Consider the following 23,290-nt stretch of genomic DNA (forward strand, 5'->3'; position numbering starts at 1 on the left):
GCAGTAGATTTACTCAACGATCGTCCTCGAAAATCTCTTGACTATCGAACCCCTTCTGAGGTATTTTATAGTCAGGGATCGGAGACCGTTGCATTTCAAACTTGAATTGGCGTTGAAAGATTCAACAATACTCTTCGTTAGCGTGTGTCTCGACTCGTTCGTGAAACCTTATCTTTTTCTAAAAAGTTAGAAAATCACATCGGTGCGATTTGGTATTTCGTCCATCATTATAATGCTTCAATTCGCGCTCGTCATCATCACTATGCATGACTACCAAACTCAGATCGTCGCGTTGTCTGAAAACAGAAAACTACCATATATCCAGAAGATCTATTATCCAGAAGATCTATTCCTCTTCCCATGCTTCTTCATGACTTCCCTTCCCCCAAAGTTGGGAGAAGGAATTGGGAGATGAGGGTTTAATCGAGGCGCGTTTCGAGATACTGACCGATGGTTAACTCTTCCCCGTCGCGGGAAATAATCGTCTGGCGAGTGCGGTATTTACTGCCAATTAACTTGATTTCCTCTTCAAACTGCGAATTGTTGTACTCCGTGTACAGACACATCGTATCGGCGTTGCGAAACTCGTAGCGAGCAGTGACGGGTTTCGGCGTCGCGAATCCACGATCGCGATAGAGTGTATCTCCTTTAACGCCGAAGACAGTCGAACCTTTCGCGGGTTTGCGACTAACCCCTTCGTAGTGACTTTCCCAAGTGATGTAACTCCCGCAGACTAAAGCCATCTCGTTCTCAAATTCGTGGCGTTTGGCAAGTTGGACGAGACGGGAATGTCCGGCGTCTAAAAATTCAATGCTGATAAAACTCGTGACCTCTTGGGGAGGTTCTCCCGTTTTGAGCGTGTAGTACCGACGCACCGATTTCCAACGACCCTCGGTTTTGCGGAAAAACTGCTCTACCAAGGACTCGGTGGAGATGCGATCGAGTTGTACGGGAAAAGTCATACAGAACGTCCTCACGACAGATTTGGTTATAGTGACGCCTCTTTCGTCAAGCAGTCTTATTAAAAGTTAACACAAACGACCGAACGCTCGACGGAAGTTCCAGTTCCGACCCGTTCGTTTAAACGAGTTTTAAGGGAAGTCAAACCCGTTCGACGAACCAGGTAAGCTATGGATACCGAGATTTAGCGTACTGGGTAGGTATATTTACACGGTGCGTCCTCGGACATTGTTTGCTGCGAACCATTTCGTCGTCCACGGTCAAAACATCGCAACCTATGGAACTCGATCGCTTTCAAGCCTTTTTCGACTGCTGCGTGGGAAGCTGGAGTACCGAGCGCACCTATCATTACATCGAGCGTCAGGAAGTCGAGCGTTCTCACACGGACTTTGTTATCGATGCGATTCCCAACGACTTGAAAACCAAAGTGTTGGAAGACAACACATACTCGGTTCCCGAGAATCTCGATCCCCTTCCCGGCTACCACCTCGAATTCGATACCATCTCCGAAACCGGGGAAGAAGTCTCGCAACAGTTGAATTTGCTGTTTGTTCCCCAAACCCAGACGGGAAAATTCATCGAAGGCGACTACCTGCGCGATCGCGCCTACGAAGAAGATCGTCCCATTATCTCCAGTTTCCGCTTCGACACCGAAACCCGAGAACTCCTGATGACGACGAACTACACCCGCGTCGTCGCCGTCGATTCCATTACCCTGATTAACCCGACGTTGCGCGTTCGCCAAATTTTGAGTTACGAACGTCCCCCGGAAGGACAACCGTTAGAACGCGTGGTTTTGGTAGGATTTGGCGTAGAACAAAAAAACTGAAGCCCTCAAGCCGAATCGAGTGACGAAACGGGAAACCGAACGATCGCGTTTTGAATCTTCTAAAAAATCCCTGTCGTCGCCGAGTCCGATCGAAATTCCAATTTGAAAAGCCGCTCGAAATTCAATGAACATTACCAAATTTTTTCGCTTGTCCCTGGGACGTTGGCGATCGCAGCGAACGGGTCATCACCTCGAACAGCGTCACTTTGAAGACGTGAGATCGACGGTAGACGTAACCTTATTAGATCTCGACGATCCCCGAGTCGTGCGAGGCTGTCGAGATTGCGGGATCGATCCCGACAGTGCCACCTTACCCTATCAAATCGACTGGTACACCGATCGCACCGGACGTCGAGGGAGCGATCGCCTCAGTCGCAGCCTCATCGTTCCAGTTCCGAATCCCGACAACGCCAATGTCGGAAAACTCATCCAACTCGCTCTCGAACCCGATGCGATCGTCAGCATTGGCGACTACCAACTCAGTCGAGACGGAACCTTCACCGTCACCGCCTCTCAAGATAGCGTGACGCGAGAGGAACGCATTTGGTTCGCGACACCGAACCTGAGACTTCACGTTTGCGTGATTCGTCTTTCCGACGCCAACGTCACCACCACCACCTTCACCTCCGACGTTCGCGTTCTCACCCCCGCACAACCCAAAGCGGCGACGGTTTCGACAGCGTTCGACGAGATGATGAGATGACGAACAGTATTTCACTCACCAGCCTTTTACAGTCACCAGTTGTAGGGTGCGTGACTTGAAAAATCGGGTGTCGAACGTGAGATCGAGAAATCGTCACGCACCGCCAAGGTACACCGCCAACATACAAGGGTGTGTGACGCGGTTCGAGAATGTCTGATGTTAACAGGAATATGAGACAGAACTTACGCATTCACCCCATTTGTAGGGTGGGCAATGCCCACCACACCCTACATTTAGTGTGGTTAACGTTTAATTGCGTAAGTCCAGTGAGATTTTCCGCATCACGCACCGACACCTCCTCTTTCCCTCTCCCTTGCTCCCCCTCTCCCTTGCTCCCCCTCCATGAATACCCTAGTAAGATCGCCGCGACTGGCTTCTCTCGATGTCTTCCGGGGACTTGCGATCGCGGCGATGATTTTGGTTAACAACCCCGGAAGCTGGAAATACACGTACAGTCCCCTGAAACACGCCGAATGGCACGGTTTCACGCCGACAGACCTCGTATTTCCCGCGTTTCTTTTTATCGTCGGCGTAGCGATGGCGTTTTCCTTCGCGAAATACTTTCGCTTCCGTCGCTTTCCCTTCTCCGTTTACGGTCGCATCCTGTGGCGCAGTCTCGTATTATTCGCCTTGGGACTGCTGCTCAACGGGTTCTATACCTACGAGTGGGATACCATCCGCATTATGGGAGTGTTGCAACGCATCAGCCTCGCCTATTTGTTGGCGTCGTTGGTGGTGTTGCGGTTGAAGCCACTGCAACAAATGATGCTGGCGGCGATCGTCTTGGTGGCGTACCATCTCGTGACGATCGCAGTTCCCGTTCCGGGGTTCGGCGTGGGGGATTTATCGCGAGAGGGAAATTTAGTCGGCTATCTCGATCGCTTGATTCTCGGACAACCCCACCTGTTGCGAGATGGGGTTTTCGATCCCGAAGGGTTGCTGAGTACCCTTCCCGCTACCGTTACCGTCTTGTTGGGGTATTTTACCGGGGACTGGTTGCGCCGACAGCCCACGGACTCGCAGACGAGTGTGGGTTTAATCGTAGTTGGGATCGTTGGAGCGATCGTCGGTAGCTTGTGGGGATCGATTTTTCCACTGAACAAATCCCTGTGGACGAGTTCCTATGTCGTGTACAGTGCGGGTTGGTGTTGGTTGCTGTTGGCGATACTCTACCAAGTCGTTGAAGTCTGGCGATGGCGAAGTTGGGCGTTTCCGTTGCAGGTGATGGGACGGAACGCCATCGTTATTTTCGTAGGATCGGGTTTTTTAGCGCGAATTTTGCTATATACCTCGATCGACACTGGTGAAGAGCCAATCGCGTTACAAGCCTGGATTTATCAGCGATTATTTCAATCTTGGGCGGGTGAGTTTGGCGGGTCGATCGCCTACGCGATCGCGAACGTCGTGTTGTGGGGGGCGATCGCCTATTTCCTCTATCGACGCCGTTGGTTTATCAAAGTTCGATCGTAAGGAAAACCCGGAAAATTTCGTCCTGAAATCGCGAAAATTCCGATGAAATATAAGTTTTCAGGGGTGGGAACCGACACAAAACCAATTCGTCAGATCGAATATCTAAACAAAACATAAAATCCATCGAGAGCGAGAGTGCTATTATATTGGATATGAAAGGGCAAGTTAGGTATAGCCAGATCTCATCAGTAATAAATACCTAGCCGCTACAGCGACCGGGCTTCTTGTTTGAATTACACTTTTTTACAAATCTGTGCTATAAGTGATGGCACAATGTAACAAAGTATGGTCAACAACTTCATAAAAGTTGACACGAATTAGTTTAAAACGCCTGAGATTGGGCTTTTTAAAAGTTTTCTCGTCTTTACGGTCAGTACGATGTCACCTATCTTCATAATCTCAATCGTAACCGCTCTCATAGCGGGGTATCTCTATTTGAATCTTTCCGAAGAGATTCCACGGCTGTTTGCACTGGGGATCGTTGTCCTGTGCTTTATTCTCAACATTGCCTTAGCCCCCTGGCCCGTGCAACTGTTGATTTTAGGGTTAGTGTGGGCTGGAGGCCGCACCCTGTCTCCGTTAAAGCTGTAGACCTGTCCGCTTACATTGCCGTTGCGATGTTGGAGCGCACCAGCGATCGCCTCTCTCTTTGCAGTATCTTTGCAGTAAGTTTGCAAAGTCTTTAAAACTCAACCGCTTGTAGTCTAGTGCAACCATCAGACGTCAACATCTACAGAAGGCGTAAGTTGCAAGCGCAAGTTGCAATCCAAAGGCGTCGCCCGTACTCCGCACTCGTAGCAGTCTCCCTCACAGCCTCCGCTCTCCCCACCTCCGCCACAACGCCAGAAATGTCTCGCGCGACACTGGAGAATTCGAGTCTTTTTTCTCGCTACGACTGTGAAGACTGTGCGATCGAACCGCACCCGCTAAGATAAGTGCAGCCAGTTAGCCAGAAAGGTTCGAGCTTGTCGTGTTTCTTCGCATTCGCAAATCCTGGGAACTTCCAGAACGCAACGTTACGCCAGAAGCGATTTTCTACAACCGTCGCCGCTTCATGAAAAGCCTCATCGGGGCGGGAGTCGGGGCGGCCACCGCGTCCCTAGCCGGGTGTCAGTCTCGAGGAGACACCCAGGAAAACCCCACAGCCGGAGCGGTGTCGTTGGGGGACGTTCCCCGAAACCCTAACTTTGCTGAAGTCGATCGCCCCATCACCCCTCGCGACTTGGCCGCCCGGTACAATAACTTTTACGAGTTTGGCGGGAACAAATCCATTTGGCGAGCCGCCCAAGCGTTACCGACTGAAGATTGGAAAGTCGAAGTCACCGGTTTAGTCAAAAACCCCCGGACTTACGACCTCGATGACTTGCGACGCCAGTTTCCCATCGAAGAACGCATCTATCGCTTCCGTTGCGTCGAAGCCTGGGCGATGGTAGTCCCTTGGGCGGGGTTTCCCATGCGATCGCTGCTGGCCGATGTCGAACCCCTCAGCAGTGCCAAATACGTTCGCTTTCAGTCTTACTACGATCCCCAAGTGACGACCGGTCCCGGTTGGCGTCCTCAGTCGCTACCGTGGCCCTATACCGAAGGTCTGACCCTCGAAGAGATGGCCAGCGAACTGGCGTTCTTCGCTACGGGAATTTACGGTCAAACCCTTCCGAAACAACACGGTGCGCCCATCCGTATGGTAATTCCTTGGAAATACGGTTTCAAAGGGGCAAAATCCATTGTTAAAATCGAATTTGTAGATCGAAAACCCGCTACGTTTTGGAATACTCTAGTTCCAAACGAATACGGCTTTGTCGCGAACGTCAATCCCGACAAACCCCATCCGCGATGGTCGCAAGCTCAAGAACGCATGGTGGGAACGGGGCCGTCTTTTTCCTGGGAAGTCCGCCCGACGTTGCATTACAACGGTTACGGCGAATACGTTGCCGACTTGTATCGCTGATGTAACAAATTGGGCTCTTCCGAACTTACTATGCAAGAAATCTCTGAAAACCTTGCAGGGCAGGAGTTTTCGCTAAACTGTATAAAAAGTCCGCTCAAATCGCGAAATTCCTTTCCAGATATAGGCTACAAGCATTTACCCTACACACCAAGGTCGGAAGAGCCACAAATTGTTGGCTGAAAGGTCTGACGTTTTGTTCTCGACGGTTTCAACGGTAGCGAGCCTGGGGAAAAGACGGTACGATTCCTTTCATTTGAACAACTCATGAACAACGTTCGAGACGATCGCACGACTGACGGACGAACGAGGGCGATCGCCTTCCCACTCGCCCTCCTAGAAACCCTTTCTGTCCTTTCGTGGATGGCGGTTCCCGCCTTCGGACAAATCGTTCCCGATACGACCCTCCCCGTCCCCTCGACTGTCAACGTAGAGGGAAACACCTACACCCTCGACGGAGGCACCGAAGCCGGAAACAACCTCTTTCACTCGTTTCGCGAGTTTTCTGTTCCCACGGGAACCGAAGCCATGTTCGACAACGCCGCAAACGTCGAAAATATCCTCACCCGCATCACGGGAAACGATATTTCTAACATCGACGGATTACTCAGAGCCAACGGAACGGCAAACTTATTTTTACTCAACCCCAACGGCATCGTCTTCGGACCCAACGCTCGCCTCGATATCGGCGGGTCTTTTTTGGCCAGTACCGCCGACAGCATTCAGTTATCCAACGGTAGGCTGTTTAGCGCGAGCGATCCCAATACGACGCCTCTCTTAAGCGTAAGCGTTCCGGTCGGCTTGCAGTTTGGTAACCGCGAGGCGGGTCGCATCACCGTACACGGTATCGGTCATACCCTCAACCAAATGGGGCCGTTTGCACCTTACATCCTCAACAACCGTGACGGACTCGAAGTCAGAGGGGGAAATACCCTCGCCTTAGTTGGTGGAGACGTAACCCTGACAGGCGGCCAGACCATCGCACCGGGGGGACGGATGGAATTAGGAAGTGTCAACTCAGGACTCGTCACCTTGAATCCGACTGAAGGCGGATGGACGCTCGATTACGACAACGTTTCCAGTTTCCGAGACGTTCGACTGTCTCAACGGGCTTTAGTCGATGCCAGCGGTTTGAGTTCCGGGTCGATTCAAGTCAGCGGTCGTCAAATTACCATCGCCAGCGGTGCGTCTGTATTCTTAAACAGCCAAGGCGATCGCGATAGCGGCAATATCGATATCCGCGCCCGTGAGGTTTTGGAGTTGAACGGATTCGATCCCAGCGACGATTTTCGATCGAGCATTGCCATGCAAACCACGGGAACTGGCGAAGGAGGAAACGTGAACGTCAACGCTCCACGGCTGCGTCTGATCGACGGTGGATTTATCGCGAACTTACAAATTAATGCAGTGGGTGGGGGGGCTTTAACGATCGAGGCGACCGAATCCGTCACCCTCGACGGCCGTGAGTCTGGCGATCGAAGCATCGTTGCCACTGCCTTCGGTACGACGACCCTGGCCAGCGGTCCGGCCGGGGACGTAACAGTCAACACGCCCCGACTTTCAATGATAAACGGGGGAATTGCCGTCGCCTCGACGGCCAGTAGCGGAACGGGTGGAAATTTCACCGTCAATGCCGATGTCATCGAAGTTCTCGGCAGCAGTCCCCAAGGAAATCGAACGAGTCGTATTTCTGCCTCCAGTTTGGGATCGGGCGAGGCGGGTCGTATTACTCTCAATACTCGCATTTTGAACCTTCGAGACAGTGGCGACGTTCAGACGTTCGGCACGGGTACGGGAAATGCCGGAGAAGTCGTCATCAATGCCTCCGAGCGGATAGAGGTCAACGGTAGGTTTCCGACAGCCCCCAATTCCAGCGCAATCAGCTCCTCCGTTACGCCCTTGAATGCGTTTTTGCGAAACTTGTTTAATCTTCCTGAAGTTCCCACGGGAAACTCGGGAAACGTCACCGTCAACACGCCCGAATTGAGGATATCCAACGAGGCTAGCGTCAACGTGAGAAACGCAGGAATCGGCGATGCTGGGAATCTTCAAATTAACGTCGAGACACTCGAACTCGATCGCAACGGTCAACTGAGTGCAACGACAGCCCGTGGAGAAGGCGGTAATATTATGGCTCGGATCGACGGGTTATTGAACTTGCGTCGTGGAAGTTCGATCGTGACTAATGCTAATACCATCGGCAACGGTGGTAATATTGCCATTCGTGCCGATACCATTGCCCTCTTAGAAAACAGTGCCATCACTGCCAATGCAATTGAGGGGACTGGTGGAAACATCGAGATCGAAACGCAAGGACTGTATCTCTCCCCAGACAGCCGAATTACTGCCAGTTCGCAACTCGGCGTCGATGGCATCGTCGAGGTGACCGAACCGGCGATCGATACCAGCGAGGCGATTTTGACCCTGACGAGCGAACCCATCGATCCGGCGACGCAGGTGGTGTCAGCTTGCGAAACGGCTCGGGAGAACACCTTTATCGTGACGGGAAACGGCGGACTCCCGCCCGATCCGACGCAAATGCTTCAGCATCAAACGGTTTGGGTGGATATACGGTTGACGGAAATCGATACGATCGCCAATACCGATCCGACGACTGCTGTAGAACGTTTAGCGGAGTCTCCATCGCCGCTCGTGGAAGCCACTGGATGGCAACGTCTCGATAACGGAACGGTGGAACTGACCGCACGGGAACGGGTCGGCGATCGCTGGATGCGATCGAACTGTCCCGTCATTCCGTAAAAATCGGGAGTTTTGACTAATTCAAAAAATACGCGATCGATCGAAAGCGTCGAATAATAGTAAAAATAGACAAATGTTGCTCGAATAATCTATAATTGTAGAGAAAACTAAATTTAAGTATATGACAGCAATAATAGAATATAACTTTCTTGAAATCGTCAAGCAGTATCTCGGAAATCTTCCCACAAACGATTATCCAGTTCTAGATACTTTTACATTTGTCTCCTCTTGGTTAACGTTTAGCCTGGATCGGAGTTTTAAAAGTATGACGGATTTATTCTTTCGCTTAAAATGTCGAAAAATATCTATTGACAAATCAACATTTTCTAAAACGAGAAAACATCGAGATTCTAAAAAAGTATTTGTTCGATTATTTAAAAAACTCAAAACTCAAACTATTCAGAAGCTAGATCGACCTGAAAAGTTTATTTTATTTTCCGTAAATTCAACAGTAATCACCCTAACAAGTAAATTGTTATGGCAAAAAAAATATCATCAAGTTAAGCTTTTTGCGGGAACCCGCAACGAGCGAGAAATTATTGATGGAGTTCACATTCACTTTGGACAATTTCATGACAGTCAGTATGGAAATAAAACGATAGAAGCCACGACCGAAAACTCAATCTGCGTAATGGATAGAGGGTTTGCTAGTTCTGCGCGAGTTCAAGGAGCTTCTCTCACAAAAAAATAAGTACTTTGTTCTGAAAATTAAAAATGATGCCACATTGAAAATGCAAGAATATAGAATTTTTAAAGTTTGGAGTGGCCGGCGAGAAGTAAAAGTTCGTCGTGTGACTTATTCAGATTTAGAAACTGGCACAGAGTTTCGATGGGTTACGAATTTACCTGAGCCAGAAGAACTCTCATATTCTAATAAAGAAATTGTATAAATTTATCATAGAAAATGGCAAATTAAATTGTTGTGAAAATTATTAAAAATGCATTTAAAATTGGCGTGTTTAATTACTAAAAATAAAAGCGAAATTTGCATTCAAATTTATGCAAATTTAATAGCTTATCTGATTCTTCAGTTTGTCGAAATTCCTCAAAAAATTAAAAAAACATTGGGGTCTTCGGAGTTTGAGCTGATAAGCGGATTTTATACAGGGTCAAAACCCTTGCTGTAGGGGCGTCATAGCAATGCGCCCCGGTTCGATTTCGTATTATTAACAAATTACACCGTAATCTCAGGAGACCCAAACATTGTTAGATAAGCTCAGGTATTTACAAGCATTTGTTTCTGAAAAAATTAATTATGTACACTGGCTAAGGGAGCTGGTTGTTTGTTGCTAAATTTGGCGTTTTATAAGATTCGTGTATCTGTTTTTAGAAGATTGCAACGATCCATTCAACACTTCTACTTTTTTTCTCTGGGGTTACTTACTATCTGCTAGGTTCTTCAATTCTTCTATAGATTGTATCCTGTGATAATCCGTTAAACTTTTGTTATCTCCCGATCGCTCACTAGGTGAAAGTAGGTTTTACACCCGATCTTCGTAGTTCCTCAACTCAATCGAACCTCTACGGTTCGTCTTTCCTAGGCAACAGAATAGAAGTCTAAAAAATCAAATTCAATCATGACACGAAAAATCAAACTCAGCTCGGTAATTGCGATTGGCTTTGGCACGACAATTACACTCATGGCAGTCATCGGGTTTATTTCTTGGAGGACTATGAGTAAGCTGGACGATACCAATCGTTGGGTCAACCATACCTACGATGTAATCGGCAGCCTCCAAAATCTAGACCGATCTATCGTCAATCTAGAAACCGAACAACAGGGCTTTTTAGTAACCCAATTAGAACAGTTTATAGAACTGTATCTTCAGGAAAAAGAAGAAATTTACGTAATCATTACAAAAATTCGAGAACTCACGAGTGACAATCCGATTCAACAGAAGAAAATTGGTGAATTACAACAAGCGATCGCCCTCAAATTTGAGGAACTAGAGTATAGAATTCAACTCAAGCGGGATGATAAAGAAGAAGAACTCATCGCTCGATTTTCCATGGAGGAAGGCAGACGAAAAATGGATGAAGTCCGAACTGTCATTGAGACGATGATTCAAATCGAGAAAGAATTGTTGAGCGTTCGTAGTGCTGATACCGAAAATGTCACTCAACTGGCAACTTGGGTCAATGTAGGGGGAACCACTAGCGTTATCGTCTTGAGCGTCATTGTTTTTATTTTCATTAGTCGTGAAGTCGTTCGGCCGATTACTCTGACGGCCAATCAAATCAACAGCTCTTCGAGTGAAATTGCCGCGAGTGTGGAGCAGCAGGAACGAATTACAACACAACAAGCTGCTGTGGCGAACGACACCAGTACCACAATGAATGAGTTAGGGGCTTCTTCTCGACAATCTGCACAACAGGCAGAAGCGGCGGCCGCTGGGGCTCAAGAAGCCCTAGCTCTCTCAGAAGAGGGCATTCAAGCCGTCGATCGCACCCTTCAAGGGATGGCAACCTTACAGGATAAAGTCACCGCGATCGTAGACCAAATTCTGCGTTTGAGCGAACAGACGAGCCAGATTGGCAACATTTCGAGTGTGGTTAGCGACTTGGCCAACCAAACGAATATGTTAGCGTTGAACGCTGCAGTAGAAGCGGTACGAGCTGGAGAACATGGTAAAGGCTTTGCCGTGGTATCCGGTGAAATTCGGAAGCTTGCCGATCGCAGTAAAAATTCCGCTGAAAAAATTAACGACTTGGTGGCGGATATCCAAACAGCGATCGATTTGACGACGGCGGCAGCAAATGAAGGAACGAAGACGGTGGAAGAGGGTGTTCGCATTGCAGAAGAAACAGCCCGAGCCTTTTCAGGGGTTACAGAAGCCGTGAACGATGTGGCACTCAACAGCCAACAAATTTCTCTCAATACGAAGGAGCAAGCCGCTGCGATTCAAAAAATTCTGACGGCGATGATGCACCTCAATCAATCTGCTCAAGAGACCGCAAGTGGTATCAGTCAGGTGAAAGAGGGAACCTATCATCTTAACGATGCGGCGGTACAACTGCGCACGATTGTCTAGACTATAAGTCTTGCCCCGTCTACCTCATAGACTCTTTATTACCCCCATAGTTCATCGACAGTTTATCGACACTGTTCGAGTAATTAGAAGATCGTGCTGAATTTCGATGAGACTCGCTCGTTTAAAGTTTTTGCGCGATATAAAAGACGTAACCGTACTCGTTACAATGGCGGCGATATAAGTCAATTTCTTGCTGTTCGCTCTCGATTATCGCGATCGCATCGGGGTCGTTTCCATACCGTTCTCGCAACGTCGTGAGTTTGGGTTCGATCGCGTTGTAATAGTTATCCAACCAATCGGATTCGGGAAGCACGAAACGACCGATTTCTCGATATCCCACTTGACGAATACTGTTTAAATTTGTTGCAATATCTTGCATTTGGGGATAGTTTTCATTCCAAAAACGGGTAGCTTCGTCCGAAACGGGCGATCGCAACCAGGAAATTTCCGTCACGGCGACATATCCGTTCGGCTTGAGAAAAGATTTCCAATACTTCAAGCCCGCTTCAAATCCCATATTGTAGATCGCACCTTCCGACCAAATTAGATCGAATTCTCCTTCAGAAAAGGGTAAATTCGACATATCGGCGTAGCGTGGAAAAATTCGATCTTGCAAATTCGAGATTTGAATTGTTTTCGAGAGGCGATCGAGATAGGGTTGATGGGTATCGATCGCCGTAATTGTCCCATCTGTCAACTTGGCTAAATTTAAGGTTTGCGCTCCCGGTCCGCAGCCAATATCGAGTATGTTGGGGGACGGACTCAACTCAGACAACATCAAAAACGCTTTTTGGGTCGATTCAAAACTTCCCGGCCCTTCTCGAGAATTGTCAGTATGAATCTCAAAAAATAGCTCGAGCGTTTCGAGATCGTTCATGATATTCCTTAAATTTTAAGTTATCTTCAAATCGTTGCTTTTTGATTTTCGACAAAGGAATCTAAACCGTTAGATCGATCTCGCTCCAGGTTTTTTAACATTATAGGCTTCGTGAGATAATACGGATTGAGGAATCGCGATACCGCCGCTATCATGACAGATCATGCGATAGTTACGTGTAATCGGAATACTGATAATCTGGCGGTTGTGACGCAACCGTTTTCCGCCAAAGTCACGGTAATTGCGATCGTCGCTCAACCCTGCAATAATATCGCGAGCCTTCGTGACGACGTGAGGCGGCAACGTGCGAAGATCGATGGGGTCGTTCTCAAAGGTCGCTTCCCACTCTCGCTTCTCTTGCTGCTTTTTCGCCCGAACCTGTTCTTTTTGGGTTTCTAGAACCTTGGCTTGGGCGCATCGATGGCACACTTGACCGTAACCTTTGTGACCACAGGGAAATGTTTTCTTGCGTCTTCTAGGCATAGACCCGCCGAACTTACTTCGTTCACATCAGGCACGTACTTCGTGCCGAACAGTCGCAAACAGAACGTTACATTGCGATTGTTTTGAAAATTAAGTTAACTTTCATTGTAATTCATGATTTGAGGTACTATTGCAGGTCTAATTAATTCCTATATCTTGGCAATATCCTCGTAAATCTCGAAACCCTTGGTAGCATAGGCTCCGAGCCTGTAAATTCCTCGATAACTCACTGACGAGCGACGATATGACTCAAACCGTTTGGATTGTCCGCCACGGCCACCGCTACGATTTCGAGTGTCCTGAGTGGTTTGAAACTGCTACGAGGCGTTACGATCCGCCGTTATCGGCCCGAGGAGTGCTGCAAGCAAAGGAACTCGGAAAACGGCTTCAAGGAGAAGGGATCGATCGCATCGTCGCCTCTCCGTTTCGACGCACTGCGGAAACGGCGTATCACGTGGCCGAAGCCCTCGATCTTCCCATATCTTTAGAGTGGGGGATTTGCGAGTGGCTCAATCCCGAGTGGATGACGCAAATGCCGGAAACTGCGCCAATTGAGGAGTTGAGCGCCGATTTTCCTCGGATCGATCGCACCTATCACTCTCGAATCACCCCAACGTATCCCGAAACGCCCGAATCCGTCTGTTGGAAACGAACCGGAGACACGGCGAAACAACTTATTGAGGAGTCTTCCGGCGACCTGCTGTTGGTGGGACACGGCGCGACGCTGATGGGAATCGCCAAAGCCTTGATGGGAGGGGAACCGGAGATTTACGCGGCGTTTTGTGCTGTGTTGAAATTCGTGCGTTCTGGGGATGGTTGGCGTATGGAACTCAACGGCGATACGTCTTATTTGAGCGAAACCGAATCGAAAATACGATTTAATTAAGCTGGGTCATTCCTTCTGAAGTGCGATCGAACTTTTTATGAGCTTTGTCTTAGCTGGCGATATCGGCGGTACGAAAACCATTTTGCGCTTAGTTCGCGCCACGGAAACCGATACCGCGTCCGAAGCCGTTCCCGAATTGGAGGTGTTGCACGAAAACACCTACCCCAGTCAGGACTACCCCGATTTAGTCCCCATCGTCCGCGAATTTCTCGCTGAAGCGGGAGACGACGCCACCCCCGAACGCGCCTGTTTTGGAATCGCCGGGCCGGTGGTGGAGAATACCTCGCAACTGACTAATTTGTCGTGGTCGCTGGACGGGACGCGTCTACAACAAGACTTACAGCTCGATCGCGTTACTCTGATTAACGATTTCGTCGCCATCGGTTACGGTGTCTTAGGACTGCAAGAGGAGGACTTACACACCCTGCAAGCTTCTGAGGGAAAAAACGACGCTCCGATCGCCGTCATTGGAGCGGGAACCGGGTTAGGAGAGTGTTTTCTCATCGGACGGGGCGATCGTGCCTATGTGGGGGCGACAGAGGGCGGACATAGCGATTTCGCACCGCGATCGACCCTCGAATTCGAGCTACTCGAACATCTCAAAACCGCCAAATCCATCGGACGAGTCTCTGTCGAACGGGTGGTATCCGGTCAAGGAATCCTATCGATTTACGAATTTCTGTGCGATCGCCACTTTGCAGACCACCCCAACACCCGTAAAATGCTCGAGGAAGAGGTTCCCGCCGCCGCCATTTCCAACGCCGCCATCGACGAAACCGACGACATTTCCCAAAAAGCGATGGAACTGTTCGTCTCCGCTTACGGCGCAGAAGCGGGGAACCTCGCCTTAAAACTGCTTCCCTACGGCGGACTCTACATCGCCGGAGGAATCGCCGCGAAAATCCTTCCCCTACTCCATCGAAACCAAACCTTTCTCAACTCTTATCTCGACAAAGGCCGAGTCAGTCCCCTTCTCAAACAAGTTCCCATCCACGTCGTCCTCGAACCGAAAGTGGGTCTCATCGGTGCTGCCATCCGTGCGGCCATGATGGGATAATGAGGTGATACTTCATCCTTAGATCTCAAGAAGTCTTCACCACAGAGACACAGAGAACACAGAGAGAGACTTGTCGGGTTAGACAAAACCAGTATTGGAGTCCTCGACTCCGCTCAGCGTTGAAATTCGGATTCCGTATGATGAGATGATGAGGGAAAACATATGATGAGATAATGAGAGAAAACAATTGATAATTGACCCTTTCTCCCCCTCTCCCTTTCTCCCCCTCTCCCTTTCTCCCCCTCAATTCCTGCTGGCTTTTGCCTTCAACTGCGCCGCCATCGACTGTAAGAGGCGTTTTTCTCGTTTGAGTTTTTCTTCGAGGGCTTGGATTTGTTCGCGGCGGGTTTCGAGTTCGACAGTTCGCCGCGCTAAATCTTGACTTTGGAGAGTCAGCGATTGACGCCACTGTTCGGCGCGTTCGGCTTCTTTTTGCAAAAATTCCGGTGTAAACCCTTTTCCGAGATATTGGGTAATCAATCCCAATACCCACTCTTTGGCTTCTTTAACGCTGTTAACCTGGCGGTTTGCACCCACTTCTGCTAACACCAATACGCCCTCACTGTAGGCGTTGGAGTCCACTTCCACAGTTTCGTCACCCGACAAAACAGCCCAGGTTTCGTCGGGTCGTCTGCGGGCTAAAAGTCGTAAGACTGTCTTACCGAGCAAACCTTTTTTCGTAACCTGGGCTAAATGTAGCATAGGGCGATCGCTGTGGGTCTAGGAGGTATCTTATGTGCAAACCATACCGCACGATCGCCGGGGTTTTGGGTCAAATTGGCTGTTTTTGCGGCTGTTGGTGAGGTCGTTTTGACAACCTTACAGCCGACTCAACCGATCTTGTAACATGGCGACCTGCGTTTCGGCTTCGGCTAAAGCGTCCCGCGCACCTCGAACGACGGCTTCTGGGGCTTTATTCACGAAGTTGGGATTCCCCAACCGTCCGGTGTAGGACTTGACTTCGGCTTCAGCTTTCTCGAGTCTTTTTTCTATTTTGGCGCGAATTGCATCGATGTCCACAACTCCGGCCAAAGGAATTAACACTTGTACTGTACCCACAACGCCAGCAATGGTTTTTCCGGAATCGCCATTGAGGTTTTCGGCAATTGTAAGCTGGTCTTGACCGACTCGCGCCAGGTTTTCGATGTAGGGTGCGCCTTGGGTTAAAATGTCCCGTTCGCGATCGCTGTCGCTTTGTAAAATCGCCGCAATGCGAACGCTGGGTTTGATTTCCAATTCGGCGCGGAGGTTTCGCAGAGTGCGAATGGTGCCGATAACCAGGTCGAAGGCGGCTTCTAAGTCGGGGGCGATCGCACGCTCCTCTGTTTTAGGATACCCTTGCACCGCCAAACAGGTTTCTTCTCCCGTCTGGGTCAAAGTGTGCCAAATTTCCTCGGTGATATGGGGGAGAAACGGATGCAGCAGTTTCAAAATCCCGTCGAGGACGAAAGCCAGAGTTTGTTGTGCAACGCGCTTGGTGTCTGCGTCGTCTCCCTGTAAGCGGGGTTTGACGAGTTCGATGTACCAGTCGCAGAAGTCGCCCCAGATGAATTCGTACAGTCCTTTGGCGGCTTCTCCCAAGCCGTAATGACTGAGGTAGTCGTCGGTTTGGCGAACCGTTTGGTTGAACCGCGACAGAATCCATTTGTCAGCGAGTTCTAACTTGTCCGCCTCGGGATGTCCGAGTTGTTGCGGCGTCTGTTCGTCCAGGTTCATCATCACGAACCGCGCCGCGTTCCAGAGTTTGTTGGTGAAGTTGCGGGAGGCTTCGACGGAGGTGGATTCGTCTTTCTTGCGATCGTATTCTAGCCGAATGTCTTGACCGGCTCCGGCCACTTCTCGGATGAGCGTATAGCGCAACGAATCCGTCCCGTATTTATTAATGAGTAACAGCGGATCGATACCGTTTTTGGCGGATTTGGACATTTTCTTATTGTTTTCGTCCCGAACTAAACCGTGGATATAGACATCCTTAAACGGCATTTTTCCGGTAAAATGTCCCGCCATCATCGTCATCCTGGCGACCCAGAAAAAGATGATATCGAAACCCGTCACCAGGGTCGTGGTGGGATAGTATTTCGCTAAATCTTTCGTTTCGTGAGGCCAACCCATCGTCGAAAACGGCCACAATCCCGACGAAAACCAAGTATCTAACACATCGGGATCGCGCACCAATTCCACATCGTCGCCAAATTGAGATTTAGCTTTTTCTAACGCTTCTTCGTCGCTTTTCGCCACCACGAAGGGGGTTCTGTCGGTGATTTCGCCGTCGGTTTCACTGACAGCGTACCAGGCGGGGATTTGATGTCCCCACCAAAGCTGACGGGAAATGCACCAGTCTTTCAGGTTCACCAGCCAATCGCGATAGACCTTTTTCCAGCGTTCGGGGACGAAGTGAGGCGCGTCGGATTCGTCGAGACAGTTGAGGGCGAATTGAGACATGGAGTCGATTTTCACGAACCACTGGGTAGACATCAGCGGTTCTACGGGAACTTTACCGCGATCGCTGTAGGGGACGGTGTGGCTGTAGTCTTCGACTTTCACCAAACACCCTTCTTCCTCAAGGCGTTTGACGACGTTTTTCCGCGCCTCAAAGCGGTCTTGTCCCTGGAACTCGCCTGCGTTCTCGTTGAGCGAGCCGTCCTTATTCATTATGTTAATTTTGGGCAGTTGGTGCCGTTGCCCCATCTCGAAGTCGTTGGGGTCGTGGGCTGGCGTCACTTTCACGCATCCGGTGCCGAATTCGCGATCGACCAGTTCGTCGGCGATAATGGGAATCTCCCGTTTCATCAACGGCAGGGTCACGGTTTTCCCGATAATGGATTTGTAGCGATCGTCGTTGGGATTCACCGCCACCGCCGTATCCCCCAACATGGTCTCGGGGCGCGTCGTCGCCACTTCCACATATCCCGAACCGTCGCTGAGGGGATAGCGGAAATGCCACAGATGACCTGCAACTTCTTTCTGTTCGACTTCTAAGTCAGACACCGCCGATTGACTTTCAGGACACCAGTTGACGAGATAGTTTCCGCGATAAATCAGTCCTTCGTTGTAGAGGCGCACGAAGGCTTCTAAGACCGCTTCGCAGAGTCCTTCGTCTAGGGTGAAGCGTTCCCGCGACCAATCCACGGACACCCCCAAACGGCGAAGTTGGTTGACGATTTTTCCGCCGGATTCGACTTTCCATTTCCAGGCGCGATCGAGGAATTTTTCCCGTCCGAGTTCGTGGCGATTCGTCCCTTCAGCTTTGAGTTGTTTGTCGAGGATGGTTTGGACGGCGATGCTGGCGTGGTCGGTTCCCGGTAGCCAGAGGGTGTTGCGTCCCTGCATCCGGTGGTAGCGAACCAGGGTATCGATGAGCGCACTTTCAAAGGCGTGACCCATGTGCAAGCTTCCCGTCACGTTCGGCGGCGGAATGACGACGCAGTAAGGTTCTCCCGGTGCGTCCGGGTCGGCTTTAAAGACGTGGCGGTCTTCCCAGTATTGTTGCCATTTGGCTTCGGTTTCGGTGGGGTCGTACTGCGAGGGAAGATTGACGGTCATCGTTAGGTCGCGACGGTGAGTTTACGAAAATATGCAATCTTTTCGATTGTACCTTGTGGGGATGTCGGGGGGGCGATCGGGGGATGCGATCGTTTTACAACTCGGCGAGCGATCGTGTCGTTAACTGTACTCGCGAAATCGTTGATTTGCTGTGGGCGAAGGGAGCGATCGGGCGTTGAGATGAGGTTTCGGATAGACTACAGGTAAGATTTGTTAGTTTTATGGCTGAAGTCTCTGAAACGAGTGGTATAGGGCAGGCGATCGAGGAGTTTGGGGGGTTGCGGTGTTTCGATCGCTCCGACTACAGTAAATAGAGTGTTTTTGGGAACTGTGGGATAACACCCAGAATACCGGAGTTAGACCGCAAGTGCTTGACAACACACTGCTCGGGGGAGTTATCCTGCACCTGCGGCCTAATATATAGTCAGGGGCAGTCGTATTCAATTCTATGGAGTGAGCAATGCTTGAGGGTTTAAAGAAAACATTAGAAACACAAGGATATGTTTTCATACCCTGCTGGAGTGCAGAATCTAAAACGGAAGCCATAGCAAAAGATATTGGTAAGCTTTTGAAGATTTCTGAAATTAATGGACATGAACATATATCTAATATTCAATCTCTAAAACCCAGAACAAAAAAAGATGGCATAAAGAACCAATACAGTGGATATTTCGGTTTAGATAATTTTCCACTTCATACTGATTTAGCTCACTGGTTTCGCCCACCTAGATATATTTTGTTACGTTGTATAGTCGGGTCGTCGTCTGTAGTCACAAAATTGCTTCCAAGTATGACTGTTCGCCGAAGATTAGGAGACTTCACTATATGCAAAGCTGTTGTAAAGCCCCGTAAAAATAAGCTAGGCAATCCTAATTGCCTGTTGCCAGTATCTTTCAAGGAAAGTGATGTTCAGGCATTGAGATGGGACTCTATTTTCTTAGTTCCAATCAATAAAAATTCAAAAAAAATATATAATTTTCTGACATCTAAAGATGTAGAAAGTGACATTAATCCCCAACTCCTAAAGCATCCAGGAGATACACTTATCATCGACAACTGGACAATGCTTCATGGTAGGTCTGAAGTGGATAATTCAAGTAACGACCGACTCATAGAACGAGCCTATTTAACGGAAATCAAGATATAAGTTATGGATAGTACTATTTCACCTCATCCTTGGGCTTCAGAAACACTCTATGCTAAAGCACTACTTTATATGGAGCAAATGGAGGCTAATGTTGTTGATGAGTGGCAATATGGATTGTGGTCTGCATTATGTTTAGAGCTTCTAGCTAGAGCTGCTTTAGCACATATATCACCCATATTGCTTGCAGATTTAAATAATTGGCGAAATATAAATTATGCATTGGGTAATGCAATCACCGCAAAAAAGTTCTCGCCGACGTCAATACAAACAAAAGAGGTTTTGGCCAGGCTAACTGAGCTAGTTCCTGAGTTTACACAAGAAGTAGCTGGCTTCTGTTCTAAGCATGTCGAGCGTAGGAATGCAGAGCTACATACTGGTGAAACAATCTTTACTGAATTAGGAACTTCAGAATGGCTCCCAAGGTTTTATGAAGCGTGCAAGCTCTTACTGGAGTCTATGGATAAATCACTGAGTGACTTTGTCAAGGATAGCGATCAAGCTAATTCAATGATTGAGTCACTAAAGGATGCTGCTGCTAAAGCAGTGCGGCAAGATATTAATGCTCATGCCAAGGTATGGAATAATAAAAGTGCTGAAGATCGACAAGAAGCTATATCACAAGCAAATGCATGGGCAACAAGACAGTCAGGTCATAGAGTTGAATGCCCAGCTTGCAAGTCTCCATCCCTGTTGCAAGGCAGTCCTAGCGGAAAGGTTTCTACGAAAATTGTTGAAAACGAAGTGATTCAGCAGCAATCCATGTTGCCATCTTCTTTTGAATGCATAGCTTGTAGACTTAAAATATCAGGCTTCTCTAAGCTATCTTCTTGCGGTTTAGGTGATGCATTTTCGGCTACAACGACCTATACGCCTGCTGAGTTTTTTGAACTGTATACAGAAGAAGATCTGGAAAAACGATTGGAGGATGTATCAGACTATGAGCCTGACTTCAATGAATATGATTAATCTGAGCTTTAGTACAGCATCAGCTCGAAAGGCATTTTAACTTTTTTACTGAACTCTTTCAGTTGATCGCTTCCCTAACACTTCAGCGCAGCGGACGGGCGAAAATTCTGTTGGTGTTGGAAAAGTTGACCTGCCGCCGCTGGCTTTCACCGTTCGGCTGCACTCACTGCTGGACATCCTATTTATTCTGTTCTTCCCACATCAGATTTCGATAAAATTACGATCGCATCTTTCGGTAAACCAATCTTTTCAAGTGAAAAATAGGTATTGCCAGTCAGTAGATAGATTGAGAAACGCCATATTTAACCGCCTGAGAATCTTAGCTATCCTAGAGCTATAGTCAATCTGTCAATCTAGCCTTGCAAGAACGGGTTCGATCGCGCCGCAAGAAAAACCTTCTCGACTCCGCCGGAAAAATTCAGTTCGCTTCAGAGTTCGATCGTAAGGCTCTGCGTACAACTCGTCATGTTTCGGGAGTCCGCGATCGCTTTTTGGCACGGTAAAATCGAAGAGATACACCGTTCCACGAGCGAGTCATGTCTGAAACCACAGCAGAACGGCAACATCTCATTGAGAGAATAAACGATCTACCTGATGAAGTGATAGGAGAGTTAGAAAATTTCCTAGATTACTTGCATTATAAAACAGCCCAGCGCAAGGAAATCGACAGTTCCCAGCAAAATGTCCTGCTCAGGATTGCAGGCTTAGGTGAGTCTGGACAACAGGACGTTTCTGAGTCTGATGAGGAGATTTTACGCAATGAAATCGATCCCATTTATGGCTGGAACAACCAGCCAAACGATCGCTCGTGATGGCAATACTCGACACAAGTTTTCTGTTTGCCTTAACCGATCGCAGCGATCGCAACCATCAGCGGGTACTGACTGTTGCTCAAAGTGCGAACGAGCCATTGGTGCTACCTGTCGTTGTTTTTCCTGAAGTCTGCTATCTCATTGCGTCGAGATTGGGACATCCAGCAATGCGCCGTTTTGTGTCCAGAATGACATCTGATGCGGTTCGAGTTGAGTCGATGACCACAGAAGATTTGGTGCGAGTGCATCAGATATTGGAACAGTATTCTGATACTCAGCTTGATTTTACAGATGCAGCGATCGTTGCGATCGCGGAACGGCTAAATATTACTCGCGTTTACACGCTCGATCGTCGAGATTTTTCGATCGTTCGTCCAAACCACTGCGATTACTTTGAGTTATTCCCCTGAACAACCAGCTAACCCTGTAGAGCAGCGGACGGGTAACAGGCGACACTTTCCGCTAGGCATCCTGTTGGTTTAGTTCTTTCCCCATCAGATTGCGATCGCATCTTTCGGTAAACCAATCTTTTCAAGTGAAAAATAGGTATTGCCAGTCAGTAGATGGATTGAGAAACGCCATATTTAGCCGCCTGAGAACCTTAGCTATACTAGAGCTATAGTCAATCCGTCAATCTAGCTTTGCACGCACGGGTTCGATCGCGCCGCAAGAAAAATCTTCTCGACTTAACTGGACAAATTCAGTTCGCTTCAGAGTGCGATCGTAAAACTCTTCGCGCAACTCGTCATGTTACCGATCGATACATCTTTTTGGATTAGCCTGTTTCGCGATCGCCCTTGTAGCCTGGGTTAACAGTAGGAAACCCAGCATCACTTGACTCTAACCAGAGGCGCGATCGCACCTCTGGCGATCGTCGTGGCGGCGATCTCTCACATTAGAATAAAGGGGTACAACCGAGTTGTGAATACGATGGATGATTGACGAGATCGAGCGAGCGTTGAGATGAAGTTTCAGATATACTACAGGTAAGATTTATCAGTTTTATGGCTGAAAGCCCTGTAAAGAGCGATCGCGATCGAGGAGTTTGGGGGGTTGCGGTGTTTCGATCGCTCCAGCTATGGTAAAAGTCTCCAATCTGGAGTATTATCCGCCAACTGCGGCATAACACCCAGAAGACCGGAGTTAGAAAGTCGTACCTGTTAAGTTATTAATACTACATAGAGGCATTTTAGAATAGAATACAAATCTACCCAGAGAGCTTTTTATGGTTTCATCAGACCTGATTTCAACCTTAAGATCGTTGAGTCGTTCAGACAAGTTCTACATCATACAGCTTCTAATCTCGGAACTTGCCCAGCAGGAAACAGACCTAATTAAACCTGAGCAAGCTTATCCAGTCTGGTCGCCTTATGGCGCGGATGAAGCAGCGAATACGATGTTACAAGCTTTACAAGCCGCTAAAGCTCAAAACCATGAATAATGCTGAGCGGTATCCATTTCTCTCTAGCGATCGGCAACTTAAAGCTTTGGGGGATAAAACTAACATGAAAATTCAAGCGATCGAACTATCGATGGAGAAAATTGCAGAATTTTGTCACAAATGGCAGGTGACAGAATTTGCCCTGTTTGGTTCTGTCCTGCGCGATGACTTCCGCCCCGACAGCGATATTGACGTAATGGTGCAATTTCACCCAGAAGCTCGTCCGACCTTTCGTACCTTAGACCAAATGGAAGCAGAGTTACAAACCATTTTCCATCGAGAGGTTGACCTGATTACTCGTCAAGGAATTGAAACCAGTCGCAACTACTTACGTCGTCACGAAATCCTTTCCTCCGCTCAGGTGATTTATGCAACGGGA

The 23,290-nt window shown here is 48.6% G+C and carries 21 protein-coding genes and 3 pseudogenes; 19 read left to right on the forward strand and 5 right to left on the reverse strand.

Annotated elements, in window-relative coordinates; genetic code table 11:
* Both POG22_RS09760 and POG22_RS09765 read left to right on the forward strand, forming a co-directional pair.
* Positions 1-105, forward strand: a pseudogene (locus tag POG22_RS09760) (IS30 family transposase); the annotation flags it as partial.
* A gap of 6 nt (positions 106-111) precedes the next feature.
* A pseudogene (locus tag POG22_RS09765) lies at positions 112-270 on the forward strand (IS1 family transposase); the annotation flags it as partial.
* A 149-nt stretch (positions 271-419) separates the two neighbouring features.
* On the opposite strand, the gene POG22_RS09770 reads toward POG22_RS09765, so the two are convergent.
* Entirely contained in the window at positions 420-962 is a 543-nt protein-coding gene (locus POG22_RS09770; RefSeq protein WP_498905003.1) for a lipocalin/fatty acid-binding family protein, read from the reverse strand.
* A gap of 275 nt (positions 963-1,237) precedes the next feature.
* On the opposite strand from POG22_RS09770, the gene POG22_RS09775 reads away from it, so the two are divergent.
* The 8 genes and pseudogenes from POG22_RS09775 (at position 1,238) to POG22_RS09810 (ending at position 11,699) form a co-directional block, all read left to right on the forward strand.
* Positions 1,238-1,789 (forward strand): lipocalin/fatty acid-binding family protein, encoded by a 552-nt coding sequence (locus tag POG22_RS09775; RefSeq protein ID WP_498905030.1) that lies wholly within the window; start codon positions 1,238-1,240, stop codon positions 1,787-1,789.
* Positions 1,790-1,913: 124 nt separating this feature from the next.
* Positions 1,914-2,492 carry a phycobiliprotein lyase gene (locus tag POG22_RS09780; protein WP_498905004.1) on the forward strand — a complete coding sequence of 193 codons (579 nt, stop codon included), beginning with the start codon at positions 1,914-1,916 and terminating at the stop codon, positions 2,490-2,492.
* Positions 2,493-2,834: 342 nt separating this feature from the next.
* The gene (locus POG22_RS09785; RefSeq protein ID WP_498905005.1) at positions 2,835-3,962 is read left to right on the forward strand and encodes an acyltransferase family protein; all 1,128 of its coding nucleotides are present in this window, start codon (positions 2,835-2,837) and stop codon (positions 3,960-3,962) included.
* Between the two features lie 435 nt (positions 3,963-4,397).
* A complete protein-coding gene (locus POG22_RS09790; protein WP_498905006.1) occupies positions 4,398-4,553 on the forward strand; it encodes a hypothetical protein in 156 nt (51 codons plus the stop codon).
* 379 nt (positions 4,554-4,932) lie between these two features.
* Entirely contained in the window at positions 4,933-5,910 is a 978-nt protein-coding gene (gene msrP, locus POG22_RS09795) for a protein-methionine-sulfoxide reductase catalytic subunit MsrP (RefSeq protein ID WP_498905007.1), read from the forward strand.
* Positions 5,911-6,270: 360 nt separating this feature from the next.
* Positions 6,271-7,002, forward strand: a pseudogene (locus tag POG22_RS09800) (filamentous hemagglutinin N-terminal domain-containing protein); the annotation flags it as partial.
* A 1,930-nt stretch (positions 7,003-8,932) separates the two neighbouring features.
* Positions 8,933-9,358 (forward strand): hypothetical protein, encoded by a 426-nt coding sequence (locus POG22_RS09805; protein ID WP_498905009.1) that lies wholly within the window; start codon positions 8,933-8,935, stop codon positions 9,356-9,358.
* 982 nt (positions 9,359-10,340) lie between these two features.
* Entirely contained in the window at positions 10,341-11,699 is a 1,359-nt protein-coding gene (locus tag POG22_RS09810; RefSeq protein WP_498905011.1) for a methyl-accepting chemotaxis protein, read from the forward strand.
* A gap of 121 nt (positions 11,700-11,820) precedes the next feature.
* Here the strand turns inward: POG22_RS09810 and POG22_RS09815 are convergent, their stop codons facing one another.
* Entirely contained in the window at positions 11,821-12,576 is a 756-nt protein-coding gene (locus tag POG22_RS09815; protein ID WP_498905013.1) for a class I SAM-dependent methyltransferase, read from the reverse strand.
* A gap of 69 nt (positions 12,577-12,645) precedes the next feature.
* Positions 12,646-13,059 (reverse strand): DUF7682 family zinc-binding protein, encoded by a 414-nt coding sequence (locus POG22_RS09820; protein WP_498905014.1) that lies wholly within the window; start codon positions 13,057-13,059, stop codon positions 12,646-12,648.
* A gap of 244 nt (positions 13,060-13,303) precedes the next feature.
* Between POG22_RS09820 and POG22_RS09825 the strand changes: the two genes are divergently transcribed.
* Together POG22_RS09825 and POG22_RS09830 are read left to right on the forward strand one after the other, a co-directional pair.
* Positions 13,304-13,945, forward strand: a complete 642-nt coding sequence (locus POG22_RS09825; protein ID WP_498905016.1) for a histidine phosphatase family protein — start codon at positions 13,304-13,306, stop codon at positions 13,943-13,945.
* 37 nt (positions 13,946-13,982) lie between these two features.
* Positions 13,983-15,002, forward strand: a complete 1,020-nt coding sequence (locus POG22_RS09830) for a glucokinase (RefSeq protein WP_498905018.1) — start codon at positions 13,983-13,985, stop codon at positions 15,000-15,002.
* A gap of 243 nt (positions 15,003-15,245) precedes the next feature.
* On the opposite strand, the gene POG22_RS09835 is transcribed toward POG22_RS09830, so the two are convergent.
* Both POG22_RS09835 and POG22_RS09840 read right to left on the reverse strand, forming a co-directional pair.
* On the reverse strand, positions 15,246-15,704 hold the full coding sequence (locus POG22_RS09835; RefSeq protein ID WP_498905020.1) for an HmpF-related protein: 459 nt from the start codon (positions 15,702-15,704) through the stop codon (positions 15,246-15,248).
* Between the two features lie 117 nt (positions 15,705-15,821).
* Positions 15,822-18,545: a valine--tRNA ligase gene (locus tag POG22_RS09840; RefSeq protein ID WP_498905021.1), complete on the reverse strand. Its 2,724-nt coding sequence runs from the start codon at positions 18,543-18,545 to the stop codon at positions 15,822-15,824.
* 460 nt (positions 18,546-19,005) lie between these two features.
* On the opposite strand from POG22_RS09840, the gene POG22_RS09845 reads away from it, so the two are divergent.
* The 7 genes from POG22_RS09845 to POG22_RS09875 form a co-directional block, all read left to right on the forward strand.
* A complete protein-coding gene (locus tag POG22_RS09845) occupies positions 19,006-19,692 on the forward strand; it encodes a Fe(II)-2OG oxygenase family protein (RefSeq protein ID WP_498905022.1) in 687 nt (228 codons plus the stop codon).
* A gap of 3 nt (positions 19,693-19,695) precedes the next feature.
* Positions 19,696-20,658 carry a hypothetical protein gene (locus POG22_RS09850; protein WP_498905024.1) on the forward strand — a complete coding sequence of 321 codons (963 nt, stop codon included), beginning with the start codon at positions 19,696-19,698 and terminating at the stop codon, positions 20,656-20,658.
* A 359-nt stretch (positions 20,659-21,017) separates the two neighbouring features.
* Positions 21,018-21,161: a hypothetical protein gene (locus tag POG22_RS09855; RefSeq protein WP_498905025.1), complete on the forward strand. Its 144-nt coding sequence runs from the start codon at positions 21,018-21,020 to the stop codon at positions 21,159-21,161.
* Positions 21,162-21,194: 33 nt separating this feature from the next.
* Positions 21,195-21,470 (forward strand): DUF2281 domain-containing protein, encoded by a 276-nt coding sequence (locus POG22_RS09860; protein ID WP_498905026.1) that lies wholly within the window; start codon positions 21,195-21,197, stop codon positions 21,468-21,470.
* Positions 21,467-21,880, forward strand: coding sequence for a type II toxin-antitoxin system VapC family toxin (locus tag POG22_RS09865; protein ID WP_498905028.1), 414 nt, complete (start codon positions 21,467-21,469; stop codon positions 21,878-21,880). Before POG22_RS09860 ends, POG22_RS09865 begins: the two co-directional genes overlap by 4 nt.
* Positions 21,881-22,695: 815 nt before the next feature.
* Positions 22,696-22,911 carry a hypothetical protein gene (locus POG22_RS09870; RefSeq protein WP_498905029.1) on the forward strand — a complete coding sequence of 72 codons (216 nt, stop codon included), beginning with the start codon at positions 22,696-22,698 and terminating at the stop codon, positions 22,909-22,911.
* A gap of 64 nt (positions 22,912-22,975) precedes the next feature.
* A partial coding sequence (locus POG22_RS09875) for a nucleotidyltransferase family protein (protein ID WP_498905032.1) occupies positions 22,976-23,290 on the forward strand: 315 nt, incomplete at its 3' end.

Source organism: Geitlerinema sp. CS-897 (genome assembly GCF_028368005.1).
In the GTDB taxonomy this organism is placed as follows: Bacteria; Cyanobacteriota; Cyanobacteriia; order Cyanobacteriales; family Geitlerinemataceae; genus Baaleninema; species Baaleninema simplex.

Excerpts from the sequence above, each read along its gene's own strand:
- POG22_RS09770 (WP_498905003.1), bottom strand. The coding sequence starts at position 962 with ATGACTTTTCCCGTACAACTCGATCGCATCTCCACCGAGTCCTTGGTA.
- POG22_RS09775 (WP_498905030.1), top strand. The coding sequence starts at position 1,238 with ATGGAACTCGATCGCTTTCAAGCCTTTTTCGACTGCTGCGTGGGAAGC.
- POG22_RS09780 (WP_498905004.1), top strand. The coding sequence starts at position 1,914 with ATGAACATTACCAAATTTTTTCGCTTGTCCCTGGGACGTTGGCGATCG.
- POG22_RS09785 (WP_498905005.1), top strand. The coding sequence starts at position 2,835 with ATGAATACCCTAGTAAGATCGCCGCGACTGGCTTCTCTCGATGTCTTC.
- POG22_RS09805 (WP_498905009.1), top strand. The coding sequence starts at position 8,933 with ATGACGGATTTATTCTTTCGCTTAAAATGTCGAAAAATATCTATTGAC.
- POG22_RS09810 (WP_498905011.1), top strand. The coding sequence starts at position 10,341 with ATGAGTAAGCTGGACGATACCAATCGTTGGGTCAACCATACCTACGAT.
- POG22_RS09815 (WP_498905013.1), bottom strand. The coding sequence starts at position 12,576 with ATGAACGATCTCGAAACGCTCGAGCTATTTTTTGAGATTCATACTGAC.
- POG22_RS09820 (WP_498905014.1), bottom strand. The coding sequence starts at position 13,059 with ATGCCTAGAAGACGCAAGAAAACATTTCCCTGTGGTCACAAAGGTTAC.
- POG22_RS09825 (WP_498905016.1), top strand. The coding sequence starts at position 13,304 with ATGACTCAAACCGTTTGGATTGTCCGCCACGGCCACCGCTACGATTTC.
- POG22_RS09830 (WP_498905018.1), top strand. The coding sequence starts at position 13,983 with ATGAGCTTTGTCTTAGCTGGCGATATCGGCGGTACGAAAACCATTTTG.
- POG22_RS09835 (WP_498905020.1), bottom strand. The coding sequence starts at position 15,704 with ATGCTACATTTAGCCCAGGTTACGAAAAAAGGTTTGCTCGGTAAGACA.
- POG22_RS09840 (WP_498905021.1), bottom strand. The coding sequence starts at position 18,545 with ATGACCGTCAATCTTCCCTCGCAGTACGACCCCACCGAAACCGAAGCC.
- POG22_RS09845 (WP_498905022.1), top strand. The coding sequence starts at position 19,006 with ATGCTTGAGGGTTTAAAGAAAACATTAGAAACACAAGGATATGTTTTC.
- POG22_RS09850 (WP_498905024.1), top strand. The coding sequence starts at position 19,696 with ATGGATAGTACTATTTCACCTCATCCTTGGGCTTCAGAAACACTCTAT.
- POG22_RS09860 (WP_498905026.1), top strand. The coding sequence starts at position 21,195 with ATGTCTGAAACCACAGCAGAACGGCAACATCTCATTGAGAGAATAAAC.
- POG22_RS09870 (WP_498905029.1), top strand. The coding sequence starts at position 22,696 with ATGGTTTCATCAGACCTGATTTCAACCTTAAGATCGTTGAGTCGTTCA.